At 41.7% G+C, this 16,663-nt stretch carries 10 protein-coding genes, 4 tRNA genes and 3 rRNA genes; 2 read left to right on the top strand and 15 right to left on the bottom strand.

The annotated features are described in order from the left end of the window. Nucleotides 1–36 precede the first annotated feature (36 nt). The 7 genes from C1726_RS16390 to C1726_RS16360 all read right to left on the bottom strand — a co-directional run bounded on the left by C1726_RS16390 (nucleotide 37) and on the right by C1726_RS16360 (nucleotide 5,421). Nucleotides 37–118: transfer RNA gene (locus C1726_RS16390), tRNA-Leu, on the bottom strand. Between the two features lie 10 nt (nucleotides 119–128). Beyond that, nucleotides 129–204 (bottom strand) — tRNA-Lys (locus C1726_RS16385). 13 nt (nucleotides 205–217) lie between these two features. Continuing rightward, nucleotides 218–290, bottom strand: a tRNA-Thr gene (locus tag C1726_RS16380). 12 nt (nucleotides 291–302) lie between these two features. After that, nucleotides 303–378, bottom strand: a tRNA-Val gene (locus C1726_RS16375). An 8-nt stretch (nucleotides 379–386) separates the two neighbouring features. Next, nucleotides 387–503, bottom strand: a 5S ribosomal RNA gene (rrf, locus tag C1726_RS16370). Nucleotides 504–618: 115 nt separating this feature from the next. Beyond that, nucleotides 619–3,553, bottom strand: a 23S ribosomal RNA gene (locus tag C1726_RS16365). Nucleotides 3,554–3,870: 317 nt separating this feature from the next. Beyond that, nucleotides 3,871–5,421, bottom strand: a 16S ribosomal RNA gene (locus tag C1726_RS16360). Together the 16S, 23S and 5S rRNA genes with 4 tRNA genes alongside form the textbook arrangement of a ribosomal RNA operon. Before the next feature lie 356 nt (nucleotides 5,422–5,777). Between C1726_RS16360 and C1726_RS16355 the strand changes: the two genes are divergently transcribed. Beyond that, complete coding sequence (locus C1726_RS16355; RefSeq protein WP_102274145.1) at nucleotides 5,778–6,155, top strand: DUF488 domain-containing protein; 378 nt, start codon at nucleotides 5,778–5,780, stop codon at nucleotides 6,153–6,155. Nucleotides 6,156–7,026: 871 nt separating this feature from the next. On the opposite strand, the gene C1726_RS16350 is transcribed toward C1726_RS16355, so the two are convergent. Both C1726_RS16350 and C1726_RS16345 read right to left on the bottom strand, forming a co-directional pair. Further along, nucleotides 7,027–7,590: a GNAT family N-acetyltransferase gene (locus tag C1726_RS16350; protein WP_102274144.1), complete on the bottom strand. Its 564-nt coding sequence runs from the start codon at nucleotides 7,588–7,590 to the stop codon at nucleotides 7,027–7,029. Beyond that, on the bottom strand, nucleotides 7,580–8,506 hold the full coding sequence (locus C1726_RS16345; RefSeq protein WP_102274143.1) for a DMT family transporter: 927 nt from the start codon (nucleotides 8,504–8,506) through the stop codon (nucleotides 7,580–7,582). Before C1726_RS16345 ends, C1726_RS16350 begins: the two co-directional genes overlap by 11 nt. Before the next feature lie 197 nt (nucleotides 8,507–8,703). On the opposite strand from C1726_RS16345, the gene C1726_RS16340 reads away from it, so the two are divergent. Next, entirely contained in the window at nucleotides 8,704–9,399 is a 696-nt protein-coding gene (locus C1726_RS16340; RefSeq protein WP_102274142.1) for an MgtC/SapB family protein, read from the top strand. An 87-nt stretch (nucleotides 9,400–9,486) separates the two neighbouring features. Here the strand turns inward: C1726_RS16340 and C1726_RS16335 are convergent, their stop codons facing one another. The 6 genes from C1726_RS16335 to opp3b all read right to left on the bottom strand — a co-directional run bounded on the left by C1726_RS16335 (nucleotide 9,487) and on the right by opp3b (nucleotide 16,641). Next, nucleotides 9,487–11,157: a peptide ABC transporter substrate-binding protein gene (locus C1726_RS16335; protein ID WP_102274141.1), complete on the bottom strand. Its 1,671-nt coding sequence runs from the start codon at nucleotides 11,155–11,157 to the stop codon at nucleotides 9,487–9,489. Nucleotides 11,158–11,181: 24 nt separating this feature from the next. Beyond that, on the bottom strand, nucleotides 11,182–12,249 hold the full coding sequence (locus C1726_RS16330; protein ID WP_102274140.1) for a M24 family metallopeptidase: 1,068 nt from the start codon (nucleotides 12,247–12,249) through the stop codon (nucleotides 11,182–11,184). 41 nt (nucleotides 12,250–12,290) lie between these two features. Continuing rightward, nucleotides 12,291–12,557 (bottom strand): DUF3899 domain-containing protein, encoded by a 267-nt coding sequence (locus C1726_RS26975; protein WP_407642074.1) that lies wholly within the window; start codon nucleotides 12,555–12,557, stop codon nucleotides 12,291–12,293. A gap of 134 nt (nucleotides 12,558–12,691) precedes the next feature. After that, nucleotides 12,692–14,689, bottom strand: a complete 1,998-nt coding sequence (locus C1726_RS26890) for an ABC transporter ATP-binding protein (protein WP_102274138.1) — start codon at nucleotides 14,687–14,689, stop codon at nucleotides 12,692–12,694. Between the two features lie 12 nt (nucleotides 14,690–14,701). Then, entirely contained in the window at nucleotides 14,702–15,715 is a 1,014-nt protein-coding gene (gene opp3C / locus C1726_RS16315) for an oligopeptide ABC transporter permease (RefSeq protein ID WP_102274137.1), read from the bottom strand. Next, complete coding sequence (gene opp3b, locus C1726_RS16310) at nucleotides 15,715–16,641, bottom strand: oligopeptide ABC transporter permease (protein WP_102274136.1); 927 nt, start codon at nucleotides 16,639–16,641, stop codon at nucleotides 15,715–15,717. Before opp3b ends, opp3C begins: the two co-directional genes overlap by 1 nt. Nucleotides 16,642–16,663 lie beyond the last annotated feature (22 nt).

Here is a 16,663-nt window from a genome sequence, read left to right as displayed (position 1 = left end):
TGTTCTACCACTGAACTACTTCCGCAGATAAAATGATGCGGGTGAAGGGAGTCGAACCCCCACGCCTTGCGGCGCTAGATCCTAAGTCTAGTGCGTCTGCCAGTTCCGCCACACCCGCATTATTTAAATGGTGAGCCATGAAGGACTCGAACCTTCGACCCTCTGATTAAAAGTCAGATGCTCTACCGACTGAGCTAATGGCTCAAAACTAAAAACATGCCGGCCAGAGGACTTGAACCCCCAACCTACTGATTACAAGTCAGTTGCTCTACCAATTGAGCTAGGCCGGCATAATAAAATGATGGTGGAGGATGACGGGATCGAACCGCCGACCCTCTGCTTGTAAGGCAGATGCTCTCCCAGCTGAGCTAATCCTCCATTTTAAAGCTTGGCGGCGTCCTACTCTCACAAGGGGACAGCCCCTAACTACCATCGGCGCTGAGAAGCTTAACTTCCGTGTTCGGGATGGGAACGGGTGTGACCTTCTCGCTATCGCCACCAAACTTTTTTAAAGACAAGTTTTATTATAACGTCTTTTTGAAATTTTTCAAGAGAAAAATTAAAATTTATTCTCTCAAAACTAGATAATGTTAAAGAAGAATTTCAAGTAATCATTTTTTGGTTAAGTCCTCGACCGATTAGTATTTGTCAGCTCCACGTGTCACCACGCTTCCACCTCAAACCTATCAACCTGATCATCTTTCAGGGGTCTTACTAGCTTGACGCTATGGGAAATCTCATCTCGAGGGGGGCTTCATGCTTAGATGCTTTCAGCACTTATCCCTTCCGCACATAGCTACCCAGCGATGCTCTTGGCAGAACAACTGGTACACCAGCGGTGCGTCCATCCCGGTCCTCTCGTACTAAGGACAGCTCCTCTCAAATTTCCTGCGCCCACGACGGATAGGGACCGAACTGTCTCACGACGTTCTGAACCCAGCTCGCGTACCGCTTTAATGGGCGAACAGCCCAACCCTTGGGACCGACTACAGCCCCAGGATGCGATGAGCCGACATCGAGGTGCCAAACCTCCCCGTCGATGTGGACTCTTGGGGGAGATAAGCCTGTTATCCCCGGGGTAGCTTTTATCCGTTGAGCGATGGCCCTTCCATGCGGAACCACCGGATCACTAAGCCCGACTTTCGTCCCTGCTCGACTTGTAGGTCTCGCAGTCAAGCTCCCTTATGCCTTTACACTCTTCGAATGATTTCCAACCATTCTGAGGGAACCTTTGGGCGCCTCCGTTACTTTTTAGGAGGCGACCGCCCCAGTCAAACTGCCCACCTGACACTGTCTCCTGCCCCGATCAGGGGCATGGGTTAGAATTTCAATACAGCCAGGGTAGTATCCCACCGATGCCTCCACCGAAGCTGGCGCTCCGGCTTCCAAGGCTCCTACCTATCCTGTACAAGCTGTACCGAAATTCAATATCAGGCTACAGTAAAGCTCCACGGGGTCTTTCCGTCCTGTCGCGGGTAACCTGCATCTTCACAGGTACTATAATTTCACCGAGTCTCTCGTTGAGACAGTGCCCAGATCGTTACGCCTTTCGTGCGGGTCGGAACTTACCCGACAAGGAATTTCGCTACCTTAGGACCGTTATAGTTACGGCCGCCGTTTACTGGGGCTTCAATTCAGAGCTTCGCGTGAGCTAACCCCTCCTCTTAACCTTCCAGCACCGGGCAGGCGTCAGCCCCTATACTTCGCCTTGCGGCTTCGCAGAGACCTGTGTTTTTGCTAAACAGTCGCCTGGGCCTATTCACTGCGGCTCTTCGAGGCTTTAACACCCCAAAGAGCACCCCTTCTCCCGAAGTTACGGGGTCATTTTGCCGAGTTCCTTAACGAGAGTTCTCTCGCTCACCTTAGGATTCTCTCCTCGCCTACCTGTGTCGGTTTGCGGTACGGGCACCTTATCCTCGCTAGAGGCTTTTCTTGGCAGTGTGGAATCAGGAACTTCGGTACTATATTTCCCTCGCTGTCACAGCTCAGCCTTCACGCAAACGGGATTTTCCTCGCTTGCAGCCTAACTGCTTAGACGCACATATCCAGCAGTGCGCTTACCCTATCCTCCTGCGTCCCCCCATTGCTCAAACGGAGTTTGGTGGTACAGGAATATCAACCTGTTGTCCATCGCCTACGCTTTTCAGCCTCGGCTTAGGTCCCGACTAACCCTGAGCGGACGAGCCTTCCTCAGGAAACCTTAGGCATTCGGTGGATGGGATTCTCACCCATCTTTCGCTACTCATACCGGCATTCTCACTTCTAAGCGCTCCACCAGTCCTTGCGGTCTAGCTTCAACGCCCTTAGAACGCTCTCCTACCACGGACATCGGTAGATGTCCATCCACAGCTTCGGTGATACGTTTAGCCCCGGTACATTTTCGGCGCAGAGTCACTCGACCAGTGAGCTATTACGCACTCTTTAAATGGTGGCTGCTTCTAAGCCAACATCCTGGTTGTCTAAGCAACTCCACATCCTTTTCCACTTAACGTATACTTTGGGACCTTAGCTGGTGGTCTGGGCTGTTTCCCTCTTGACTACGGATCTTATCACTCGCAGTCTGACTCCCATGGATAAGTCTTTGGCATTCGGAGTTTGTCTGAATTCGGTAACCCGATGGGGGCCCCTAGTCCAAACAGTGCTCTACCTCCAAGACTCTTTCTACATGAGGCTAGCCCTAAAGCTATTTCGGAGAGAACCAGCTATCTCCAAGTTCGATTGGAATTTCTCCGCTACCCACACCTCATCCCCGCACTTTTCAACGTGCGTGGGTTCGGTCCTCCATTCAGTGTTACCTGAACTTCAACCTGGACATGGGTAGATCACCTGGTTTCGGGTCTACGACCACATACTCATTCGCCCTATTCAGACTCGCTTTCGCTGCGGCTCCGTCTATTCAACTTAACCTCGCATGTAATCGTAACTCGCCGGTTCATTCTACAAAAGGCACGCTATCACCCATTAACGGGCTCTAACTACTTGTAGGCACACGGTTTCAGGATCTCTTTCACTCCCCTTCCGGGGTGCTTTTCACCTTTCCCTCACGGTACTGGTTCACTATCGGTCACTAGGGAGTATTTAGCCTTGGGAGATGGTCCTCCCTGCTTCCGACGGGATTTCTCGTGTCCCGCCGTACTCAGGATCCACTCTGGAGGGAACGAAGTTTCAACTACAGGGCTTTTACCTTCTCTGGCCGGCCTTTCCAGACCTGTTCATTTACCTCGTTCCTTTGTAACTCCGTGTAGAGTGTCCTACAACCCCAAGAGGCAAGCCTCTTGGTTTGGGCTAATCCCGTTTCGCTCGCCGCTACTCAGGGAATCGCGTTTGCTTTCTCTTCCTCCGGGTACTTAGATGTTTCAGTTCCCCGGGTCTGCCTTCATTACCCTATGTATTCAGGTAAAGATTCTATCCCATTACGGATAGAGGGTTCCCCCATTCGGAAATCTCCGGATCAAAGCTTACTTACAGCTCCCCGAAGCATATCGGTGTTAGTCCCGTCCTTCATCGGCTCCTAGTGCCTAGGCATTCACCGTGCGCCCTTTCTAACTTAACCTACTTCGGTCAACAATCAGCTTCGAATCTCTGCGTCAGCTCTCTCACTCCGCTCCTCACGTACTGAGTACGCTCCGGTGCTCGTTCGGTCGCTTCCTTGATCTTCTCGCTGCTTGTTGCCCTCATGGTTTGTACTCTTATTTTGATTATAAAAAATCATTTAATAAGAGAAAACTAAGATGGCGATTACTCGGTTATTCTTCTTTATATACATTATCTAGTTTTCAAAGAACAAATTCATATGAGAGAATTGCTCTCTCAAAACTGAACGAACAATGAAACGTCTTTTAATGAAGTTAGACTTCATTTCATCCTTAGAAAGGAGGTGATCCAGCCGCACCTTCCGATACGGCTACCTTGTTACGACTTCACCCCAATCATCTGTCCCACCTTAGGCGGCTGGCTCCTTGCGGTTACCCCACCGACTTCGGGTGTTACAAACTCTCGTGGTGTGACGGGCGGTGTGTACAAGGCCCGGGAACGTATTCACCGCGGCATGCTGATCCGCGATTACTAGCGATTCCGGCTTCATGCAGGCGAGTTGCAGCCTGCAATCCGAACTGAGAATGGTTTTATGGGATTGGCTAAACCTCGCGGTCTTGCAGCCCTTTGTACCATCCATTGTAGCACGTGTGTAGCCCAGGTCATAAGGGGCATGATGATTTGACGTCATCCCCACCTTCCTCCGGTTTGTCACCGGCAGTCACCTTAGAGTGCCCAACTGAATGCTGGCAACTAAGATCAAGGGTTGCGCTCGTTGCGGGACTTAACCCAACATCTCACGACACGAGCTGACGACAACCATGCACCACCTGTCACTCTGTCCCCCGAAGGGGAAAGTCCTATCTCTAGGATTGTCAGAGGATGTCAAGACCTGGTAAGGTTCTTCGCGTTGCTTCGAATTAAACCACATGCTCCACCGCTTGTGCGGGCCCCCGTCAATTCCTTTGAGTTTCAGCCTTGCGGCCGTACTCCCCAGGCGGAGTGCTTAATGCGTTTGCTGCAGCACTAAAGGGCGGAAACCCTCTAACACTTAGCACTCATCGTTTACGGCGTGGACTACCAGGGTATCTAATCCTGTTCGCTCCCCACGCTTTCGCGCCTCAGCGTCAGTTACAGACCAGAGAGTCGCCTTCGCCACTGGTGTTCCTCCACATCTCTACGCATTTCACCGCTACACGTGGAATTCCACTCTCCTCTTCTGCACTCAAGTCTCCCAGTTTCCAATGACCCTCCCCGGTTGAGCCGGGGGCTTTCACATCAGACTTAAAAGACCGCCTGCGCGCGCTTTACGCCCAATAATTCCGGACAACGCTTGCCACCTACGTATTACCGCGGCTGCTGGCACGTAGTTAGCCGTGGCTTTCTGGTTAGGTACCGTCAAGGTACCGCCCTATTCGAACGGTACTTGTTCTTCCCTAACAACAGAGTTTTACGATCCGAAAACCTTCATCACTCACGCGGCGTTGCTCCGTCAGACTTTCGTCCATTGCGGAAGATTCCCTACTGCTGCCTCCCGTAGGAGTCTGGGCCGTGTCTCAGTCCCAGTGTGGCCGATCACCCTCTCAGGTCGGCTACGCATCGTCGCCTTGGTGAGCCGTTACCTCACCAACTAGCTAATGCGCCGCGGGCCCATCTGTAAGTGATAGCCGAAGCCATCTTTCAGCTTTTCCACATGTGAGGAAAAGAATTATCCGGTATTAGCTCCGGTTTCCCGAAGTTATCCCAGTCTTACAGGCAGGTTGCCCACGTGTTACTCACCCGTCCGCCGCTAACTTTTGGGAGCAAGCTCCCGCAAGTTCGCTCGACTTGCATGTATTAGGCACGCCGCCAGCGTTCGTCCTGAGCCAGGATCAAACTCTCCAATAAAGAGTAAGATTAGCTCTTAAGTTTAATACTTGAATTAACGTTGACGTTTTTTGTTCGTTCAGTTTTCAAAGAGCAATAATGTTTTTTTTAACCCGTCGCCCAGAAACGACTTTATTAATATAACACACGACCTTGTTTTTAGTCAATAATTTTTTTAAAGTTTTATTGTTTGTAAATCATGTTGTTTTACAAGGACGAGTTCTAATATAACATGTACAAAATATGTTTGCAATATAATTTTTCATTCCCCCCTTTTTCAATAACCAAGGAAATAATTAAACCTTCTTTCTTTCCTTAATGTATATTTAGTGTAAAAACCACAAGCTCCCATTTTCTTTAAATTCAGGAGGTAAGTTGTGATAGAGATATTATTAAAAAGAATCTATGAACCATATGATCAAATGGATGGATATCGTATTTTAGTCGATCGTCTATGGCCAAGAGGCATTTCAAAAGACAAAGCAAAATTATCAATGTGGGCAAAGGAGCTGGCTCCAAGCCACGAACTGCGAAAATGGTTCGGACATAAATCTGCATTATATGAAGAATTTCAAATCAAATATCTTGAAGAACTTAAAACTGATCCTACCAAATCTCAATGCTTTGAAAATATTTATCAAATCGCTTTAACTAAAAAGATTACTCTACTATACGCTGCAAAAGACCCGCTTCATAATAATGCATATATTTTAAAAGAGGAATTACTCAAGAAAGCAGACATAATATCCAAATGAATGCTAATTTATTTGTCCAACATAATTCTCAGCTGCTGTAATCATTGAATTGGAGATACATCAATATAATAAATACACATATATTCACAAACTTATTAACAACTAAAATATGAAAAGAAAAGTAATCCACTATTTTATTCACAGCTTGTGGATAACATTATCCTAGTTACCCACAGAATATGAACAAAAAGAAGCTACCCCCATTACTCAATGCAGGAAAGGTATAGGAATAAAAGTTTATGCATATTATCTACTAACTCTATCATTTAGAAAGGTGTGATTCCTGCTGGAAACAGCCGCACTATATTTGTCTGTAATAATGGCAGTGTTTTTATTCTCCTATTCATATATACAGGGGATAAAAATAGCTAACTCAGAAGGAAAGGTATACGGAGGAACTTTCATATTATCACTAACAGCTGCATTTGTATTTGCAGGCTTTACTCATGTTTTTATATAAAACCTCTCCATATCATTCAAGAAGCAATGATCATTAACCTATAAGAAAAACGCAAGCGCCTTGGTTATCTCCGTACAAACGCAGAAGGGCCGGTTCTTTCGATAAAGGAAACACGGCAACCGATGTTGACGCAATCGTTACGGAGGGGACCTGTAGTTTGATAGGCCATAGGACGCTTACGCTAGACAATCCAAAATGCGGAGGCGGCTTGCCCAGGGGCGACAAGCTAAGACGAATCGTCAAGAAGGCTGCTCTTTAGCCTTCTTGGTGAGTTGGCTTATGACCTCGAGCCCTAGCCGCCGTAGCTAGACAATTCTTTAAGTCCAAAGTTTTAAATTCTGATACTGCAAAAAAAGCTTGAGGATAATAAAATCCCCAAGCTTTACAAATTATATTATACAATCGGGTGATCTAGCGAATATTTTCATTTAAAATCGCAGAAACAGCAGCATCCACAAATTTACCTTTTTCAAAATACCGCTTTTTTAATATCCCCTCAAATTCAAAACCATTTTTCTCAAGAACTCTCCCAGACGATCCATTCCTTGGATCATAAAAAGCTTCTATCCTGTTAAGCTGCATACTTTTGAATCCATACTGAATGACAGCTTCAATCACTTCAGTCATTATCCCCTGTCCCCAAAAGTCAGGATGTAGCTCATAACCTATTTCAGCTTTGTAATGCTCCTCTTCGATCGCATGAAACCCACATGTCCCAATTAACTGATCACTATTATCCCTTAAAGTGATCGCCCAGCGGATCTGCTTTCGTTCTGAATATCTTTGTTGAAATCTACGAATAAGATCCTCTGCTTCCTTTTCAGAAGTAAACGATTCTAAATCATAATATTTTGTCACTTCGTCTTTGGAAAAATAGCTAAACATATTGGGTGCATCATACAAATAAATTTCACGCAGTAATAATCTATCAGTTTCTAGAAGAGGAAATTCTAAAAAAGCCGTTTCAATTCCCATCCTTTATTCCCCCAATCATTTTTTTCTTCATTTCCCTTATTCTAACTCTTCGCTCATCTATTAAAAATAATGATACTCCTCCAATAACGATGGCTCCTCCAAGAGCCTGTGTCCAAACTACAGCCTCTTGCAATAAATAATACGCTAATATCGCTGCACCTACTGGTTCAAACAATATGGCCATTGAAATCGTTGATGTACTAAGAAATTTTAACGACCAGTTAAACAATGTATGCCCAAGCAAATTAGGAATAAGTGCTAGAAGAATAAAATAGATCCAATCACTTGTACCATAAGGAACTAAAGGTTCCTGCCTAATAAGTACATAGATAAAAAGGGAAATTGTGCTAATGCTGTAAACGACAAATGTATAGGTGACTAATGATAATCGCTTTCTGACTGATTGGCCAAACATTAAATAAGCTGTAACTAATGCACAAGCAATTAAAGCCAACAAATCGCCAAAAAGGGCAGATCCGCTAATTTTAAAATCGCCCCAGCTTATAATAATACTCCCAAAAACAGCTAGCAGCCCGCTCAAAATTGCTTTCCAAGAAAACTTTTCTTTGAAGAAAAAGTAAGTTCCTATAAATGCAAACAGCGGCTGCAAAGTCACCAACACTGTCGAGCTTGCAACTGATGTGTAATTTAATGATTCAAACCAAAGAATAAAATGAAATGCTAAGAAAACACCTGCAGCGATTGAGAACATCCAATCCCGTCTTGTAATAAGCCGCAGCTCGGGAACATATTTTATTAGGAATACCGGTAACATAAATAGGACAGAAAAAAACATCCGATAGAACGCGATCACTCCTGATGGAGCTGTTGATACTTTTACGAGGATAGCTGATGTGGAAACGGATAAGACCCCTATGGCCAAAACGGCATAAGGATTTACTTTTGTGCCTGACATTCTGTATTCTCCTTGTTCTTAATGCGTAAATTTTATTCTATTGTATATCTTTCAGTGCCTTTTTTCTATGTATTAATTCATTTCTGTACTCGTTATCTGCATTCACGTGGCAAATTAATATTGTTTCTTCATTCAATGTAAGGGTATATATTCATTTTATCAGCACATTTTTTAATAATTACAGGAGCGGGGATGTCATGAGCAATTTGGAAATGGAAATATTAATAAAACTGGGTATATCAGCTTTTCTTGGTCTTGTGATCGGAATTGAACGTGAACTAAAGAGAAAACCTGTTGGATTAAAAACAAGTCTCGTTATCTCTATTGTAAGCTGCTTGTTGACGATTGTTTCTATTGAGTCAGCATACGCATTTCCTGGAAAAGAAGGAATCAATATTACGATGGATCCGCTGCGGCTCGCTGCTCAAATAGTATCAGGAATAGGATTTCTAGGAGCGGGTGTCATTTTAAGAAGAGGAAATGACAGCATTTCTGGCCTTACCACTGCAGCCTTAATTTGGGGGGCAGCAGGGATCGGCATTGCTGTCGGTGCAGGCTTTTATATCGAGGCAATGGCTGGCGTTGCCCTGTTAATCATTAGCGTAGAATTTATTCCATTTATGATCGGACTCGTTGGTCCTAGAAAATTAAGAGAAAGAGAAATTACCCTCCAGCTAAAAGTAACGGACAAAGAAAATATTAAAGACATTCTTTCAGCAATCAAAGACTTAAAAATATCTATTAAACGTGTTCGTATTAAAGACTTAGAAGAAAAGAAACATCTCATCCAGCTCATAGTAACTGTTAATCAGAAGAAAAGCATTACCGATGTCTATTACAGTGTTTCACAGTTAAAAGGGGTTAAGAGTGTTGAGGTGGAGAGTATGAGCTAAACAAAAAGACCCGTCATGATTTGACGGGCTTCACCCAACTATCAAGTAAGAAGCCTTATTCATGTAGGAAAAAGGCTTCTCATATATTTATTTCCCTTCAATATATGCCCACTTATATGAAGCAAATACACCAAAAGGATGTGCGACATACCCCTTAACATAAGGCTTTTTAAGCTGTGCAAGCCCAGATTGATACATAGGTGAAATCGCAGCGTCCTCTTCTATTAGTATTCTCTCAGCTTCTTGCATGTTTTCCCACCGCTTGGCAGTATCTGCAGGATTCATTTTTGCTTCCATTACAAGCTGATCAAAATTCTCATTAACATAATTTGACCAGTTATATGAACCATCTGAAAGATAAAGGTCAATAAATGTTATTGGATCTTGGAAGTCAGGTCCCCAGCCTGAATAAGTAAGGTCGTATTGCATGCTTGATTCAAGCTCCAGCTTTTGCTTATTTGGCTGTTGATTAATTGTTATCGTTAATCCAGGTAAATTAGTCTCTAATTGATTTTTAAAATATTCACTGACTCGTTTTCTTTCCTCGCTATCATAGCTCAAAAACTCTAACTCTATTTTTTCTACTCCTAGCTCCTTTAACCCCTTCTCCCAATATTCTTTTGCTTTCTCTACTCCTTCTTCATTAAAACCTTGATATTTTGCCCGGAAATCTTTTCCGCTTTCATCAAAAGCAAAATCCTTTGGCACTAAATAGGTAGCAGGAACTGACCCATTATTCAATAGGCTTTCCGCTGCTGCTTTTTTATCCCAGCCCATATCAATGGCTTTACGAACATTGACATTAGCCAAATATTTATTATTTTGATTCATCCGGATAAAGAAAACTTCTGGCTTCAGCAATGTACTGTAATCTGGAGTACTCGCATATTGATCAATAAACTCAGAAGTAATTTCTGTTAAATCAATTTTTCCAGTATCATATAAATTGACTCTTGTTGCCGCTTCTTTTACGACTTTTACATTAATCGTATCCAGCTTTACTGTATCAGCATCCCAATAGTCTGGATTTTTCTTATAAACCCAGCCGACCTCATGATCCCAGGAATCTAAAATGAAAGGACCGTTATAAATAAGGTTTTCGACTTCTAATGCATATTTATCTCCTTGAGATTCAGCAAATTCCTTATTTTGCGGAAAAAATACTGGATAGGTGATAAGACTTAAAAAATATGGGACTGGATGATCTAGTTCAACTTGGAAGGTATGATCATCAATCGCCTTAATGCCAACCTCTTCTACCTTTCCATACAAACTATTTTCAGCATCCTGTATAGAAGCAGCATTCTTTATATCATTAAACAAATAAGAATACGTTGACAATGTTTCAGGATTAATCGCCTTTTTCCATGCATACTCAAAATCCTTAGCTGTAACAGGTGTACCATTGCTCCATTTCACATCTGAACGAATATGAAAGGTATAAACCTTTCCATCCTCACTTAATTCATGACTCTCTGCCATTCCTGGTATCGGTGCATGAGAATCATCTAGTCTATATAGACCTTCAAATATATTATTCATTGTTCTGCTTGAAAGCGCATCAAATAATCCAAGTGTATCAAGGGTAGGAATCTCTCCACCTTCAACAAGATTTAACACTTGTTCTGATGAATTTTCATTGGTATTGCTTTTTTCCTCTTCCTCAGAAGTTGTTTTTTGGCTATCTCCTCCATAACATCCTGCCAATAAGGAACTAACAAAAAGCATCAAAATCAAAAAGGTTCGTTTCATTTTCATAAAAATTTCCTCCTATATTCTTTTTTACAAAATGATTAGATCTTTTGATGACTTCGTAAGAACCTCATTTCCATCGCGAGTGATTAAAATATCATCTTCAATTCGAACACCGCCAAGATTTTGAATATAAATACCTGGTTCAACAGTTAAAACCATCCCAGGCTCTAGTTTAATCTGGCAATTCACATTCTTAAATGGCTCTTCGTGTATATCTAATCCAATTCCATGTCCGGAGCCATGCCCGTATTGTTTTCCATATCCTTTCTCAGTGATAAAATCTCTTGAGTAAGCATCAGCCTCTTTTCCTGTTATCCCCGGTTTAATACTTGTTAGCGCCTTTGATAGCGACTCCATGACTATATAATAGATTCCCTTTAACTCTTCTTTTGGATCACCGATTGCCAGCGTTCTTGTTATATCTGATCTATACCCTTCGTAGCATGCACCGAAGTCAAGTGTCACCATATCCCCTTTCTCAATAACCTTATGGCTTGCAACACCGTGGGGAAATGCAGAACGATGACCTGATGCAACAATGGTGTCAAATGCTGAAGAGGCAGCTCCCTGCTTTCTCATATAAAACTCTAATTCGTTTGAAACTTCAATTTCTGTTCTGCCTGGTCTGATAAACGATTGAATATGTGTAAATGCAGCATCTGCAATTTCTGCTGCCGTTCTAATCGTTTTAAGTTCTTTCTCATTCTTAATCATTCGAAGTTTCTCAATGACACCTGTCAGAGGAACTAATTCAATATGTAGCTTCTCTTTGTATTCAGAATAAGAATAATAGCTCACATGAACTTGTTCGAATCCAAGCTTTCCTATATTTAAGCACGCAACTTGCTGCACTATTTCTTCGAGCAGATTTGCCTTTGTGCTTACTTCAATGACAGTGTAATTTTTTGCCTGAGCATTTGCTTGTGCTGCATACCGGAAATCAACAACTAAAAATGCTTCTTCCTTAGTAATAAGGACTAAACCTGCAGTACCTGTAAATCCGGTCATATACCTGCGATTCTGATCATTAGTAATAAGCATTGCATCTATTCCATATTCATCAAATACAGCTCTTAATTTCTCAAGTCTTTCCATACAATCACTCCTAAATAGTAATTCCTTGCATTTCTACCGTGTTATATAACTGTTATAAATAGTGTAAGAAAGAACAATGAGGCTCCAGATAAAAGAATTGGGTACATATATAAATCAATCAAACTACTATTAATTGGGCTTTTAGGTGATTCTTCTATCTGTTCAGAAACATACCCTTCAAGCTTTGACGTACGCTTGTAAAACTGGCGGAAACTATAGATGATACCATTAAACATGCCACCCTTTAAGACTAATAGTGCCCCCCCTATCATCAGTAATAGAAGGCCTATGAAAAATAATAGATTGATAAATTCCAGCCATTTTCTATCAGATGAAAAATAGGAGGCAATAGATGAGATGACTAGAGAAATAATTATGATTCTCAGTGATATTTTAGTAATCTACTTCTCCTCCTTTGTTGGATGGTTCATTTCACTGCTAATTAAATAGCGTTTAATTGTTTTTTTATATTTTGATACTCTTGCTCTGTACACGAAACCCAATGCCCTTTCCTTACTTCTCTTAAAATTGGCTCCTCTCCCTTTCCATTCCAGAAGAATTTCTCTTCAAATTTTATTCTCTTTCTTACTTTCTCCGTTTCTGGATCTGGCAATGGAATAACTGAAAGCAAGGATTGGGTATAAGCATGCAATGGATTATGATAAAGTTCTTCACTATCAGCCAATTCAACAATTCTCCCTTTATACATGACACCTATACGGTCACTAATATATTTCACCATTGACAGGTCGTGAGCAATAAAGAGATAAGTAAGCCCCTTTTCTTTTTGCAGCTTTTTCATTAAATTAACAACTTGTGCTTGGATAGAAACGTCCAAAGCAGAAATTGGCTCATCCGCAATAATAAATTCGGGTTCAACTGCTAGCGCCCTGGCAATTCCAATTCTCTGACGCTGCCCCCCACTAAATTCATGAGGATAGCGATTGGCATGTTCGCGATTCAATCCTACTGTTTCTAGCAATTCATATACTTTTTCCAATCTTTCTTTGTTATTGGATGCTAGCCCATGGATATCTATACCCTCTGCAATAATATCTGCAACGGTCTGCCTTGGATTTAGAGATGAATATGGATCCTGAAAAATCATTTGGATTTTTTGATTTAATTTTTGTAAATCTCCTGACGATTTCTTCTCACTGATATTTCTATTGTTATATAGAATCTCTCCTTCCGTTGCCTCATACAGACGGATAATGGTTCGGCCAGTTGTCGATTTTCCACACCCAGATTCTCCAACAAGCCCAAAGGTTTCCCCTTTATATATATCAAAATTGATTCCATCTACCGCTTTAACCACATTTGATCCTGTAGAAAAATATTGCTTCAAATTCCTTATTTCAAGAAGCTTATCTTCTTTTTCTCTTCTTTTATCTATACGATCGTTTTGTTTTTCTTTCGCCTTAACATGTCTATGCTTTCTAAGCATATCTGGCGGCATAATCTTAGGTGACTTTTCATGCAATAGCCAAGTAGCCGCAAAATGTGTTTCAGAAAGCTTAAACATTGGAGGTTCTAGCTGATAATCAATTTTCATCGCATATTTATTACGTTCAGCAAATGCGTCCCCTTTAGGTGGTTTTAAAAGATTAGGAGGTGAACCAGGAATGGTTATAAGTTCCTCTGCATCCTCATTTAGATTCGGCATCGCTCCTAATAACCCCCAAGTATATGGGTGCTGAGGATGATAGAAAATTTCTTCCACTTTTCCAATCTCAACAATTTTCCCTGCATACATAACAGCTACTCTGTCAGCAATATTAGCTACAACACCTAGGTCATGGGTAATAAAAATGATTGATGTCCCCATTTTTTGCTGTAAATCTCTTAAAAGCTCGAGAATTTGCGCTTGAATTGTTACATCCAGTGCAGTAGTTGGCTCATCAGCAATTAACACCTTTGGATTACAGGAAAGAGCCATTGCTATAACAACCCTCTGCCTCATCCCACCGGAGAATTGATGCGGATAAGAGGACAATCTTTTCTCTGGGCTAGAAATGCCAACCATTTTTAATAGCTCAATTGCTTTTTCTTTTGCTTGATGCTTTGATTGTTTTTGATGCTTCATAATAGTCTCCATTATCTGGTTCCCAACAGTCATTGTCGGGTTAAGGGAGGTCATTGGATCTTGAAAAATCATTGAAATATCAGATCCGCAAATTTTCTGCATCTGCTTCTCTGTAAAATCGACCAAGTTTTTTCCTTCAAAGACGATTTCTCCACCTGTAATTCTCCCGGGCGGACTTGGGATAAGCTTCATTAAGCTTTTTGATGTAACCGACTTTCCAGAACCTGACTCTCCTACAATAGCAAGTGTTTCACCTTTATTAAGATAAAAAGAAACTCCCCTTACTGCCATTACCTCCCCCGCATACGTATCAAAGGATACTTGTAAATCCTTCACTTCCAGTATTTTTCCCATGTATTCATCCTCCTATTTACGCATTTTAGGGTCTAAAGCGTCTCGTAGGCCATCTCCTATCAGATTAAAACTAATCATGATCAAGCTGACAATTATGGAAGAAAATGCAAGCATATGCGGATAGATCCGCAATAATTTGTATCCATCATTTATTAATGTTCCTAAAGAAGCGGTAGGCGGCTGAAGCCCTAGACCGATAAAACTTAAAAATGCCTCAGTAAAAATTGCTGTAGGGATTGTGAACATTGTTGTAATAATGATTGGACCCATTGTATTTGGAATTAAATGCTTCCAAATTAATCGTCTATCCTTTGCGCCAAGTGTTCGGGAAGCTAATACATATTCTTGTTCTTTAAGCTTAAGAATTTGCCCGCGCACAATCCTTGCCATTCCAACCCAGCCTGTAATAACCATCGCTAAAGTAATAGAAATGATCCCTGGCTGCAATACTAAAATCAGGAGAATGACGACAATAAGGCTTGGGATTCCTACTAATATTTCAACAATCCTTTGCATGAAATTATCAATTCGTCCACCGTAATAGGCAGATATGCCCCCATAAGCAACTCCGATGATTAAATCAATAATCGCAGCTAATATAGCAATATATAATGAAATACGGGTTCCTTCCCAAACACGTGTCCACAAATCCCTTCCTAAATTATCTGTGCCAAACCAAAAGTATTCGGTAACTCCGCTTTCTTTATAACGGTCTATGCCCTGAGCATCTGTTCCATTAAGACCTAGCCAAGAAGCTTGTTCAAGAATCGGTATCTTTGGCGGTAAATTGGCTCGTGTCAGATCTTGTTCATCATAGCCATGTTTGTTTGCATAAGGACCAAATATAGCTAAAGCTAGAATAATAGAAATCAATATAAGACCTATGAATGCCGCTTTATTCTTTCGAAAGCGCTTCCACACTTCAGCCCAATATGTAATTGTTGGTCGAGAAATTTCCTCTGAAGTTTTTTCTAAATCAGCTGGCAGGAATAGATCATCTGTGATTTTTTTCTCGTTTATAATCATTATTTTGTCCCCCCAGATAATCTTATCCTTGGATCAATGATTCCATATAGAATATCTACAATTAGAACCACACCTATAAATAAAATGCTATAAAATAGTGTCACACCCATAATTACCGGAAAGTCATTTGTCATAATCGATTTAACAAATTGCTCCCCAAGTCCTGGAACACTAAAAATCTTTTCGATAACCAATGTGCCAGTTAGAAGCGAAACTGTCATTGGACCCAGTATTGTAATGATTGGAATAGAAGCATTTCGAAGCCCGTGCCTCATTACGACCGCAAATTGATTTAGCCCTTTTGCTTTCGCTGTTACAATATAATCCTGCCCTAATACTTCAAGCATTTCAGTCCGCATAAACCTAGCGATTGTCGCAATAACAAAAACAGATAACGATACCGTTGGCAAAATGGAGTATTCGAATCCTTCCCAAAATGCAACTGGCAGCCATTGCAGTTTGACCCCCACCCAATATTGCAATAATCCAGCAAAAACAAAGTTTGGGACCGATAATCCAATAACTGCTATTACCATGGCCGCATAGTCAATGGCTGTATTGTGTCTAATAGCAGCAATAATCCCAAGAATCATTCCAACTATACATCCAATTAGTAATGATTGTGCCCCTAAGACGGCTGATGCCCCAATCCGTTCCCCTATAATGTCAGAAACTGGTCGACCATCATATTGAAAGGAAACCCCAAAATCCCCTTTAAATATATTGGTCATGTACTTTACATATTGAATAGGAGCAGGCTCGTTCAATCCGTATCTCTCATAAAGTTTTTCTTTTTGTGACTCAGATAGTTTTTCATCATTAAATGGAGATCCCGGCAACGTCTGCATTAAGAAAAATGTAAACGTGGCAATAACTAAAAATGTAACTAGCATATAACCTAATCTTCCAAAAATGTATCGACCCATTTTTTCACCTCCACCCTAGAAT

Source organism: Cytobacillus massiliigabonensis (assembly GCF_900199725.1).
In the GTDB taxonomy this organism is placed as follows: Bacteria; Bacillota; Bacilli; order Bacillales; family Cytobacillaceae; genus Cytobacillus; species Cytobacillus massiliigabonensis.
This window is presented reverse-complemented; position numbering and strand designations above follow the sequence as displayed.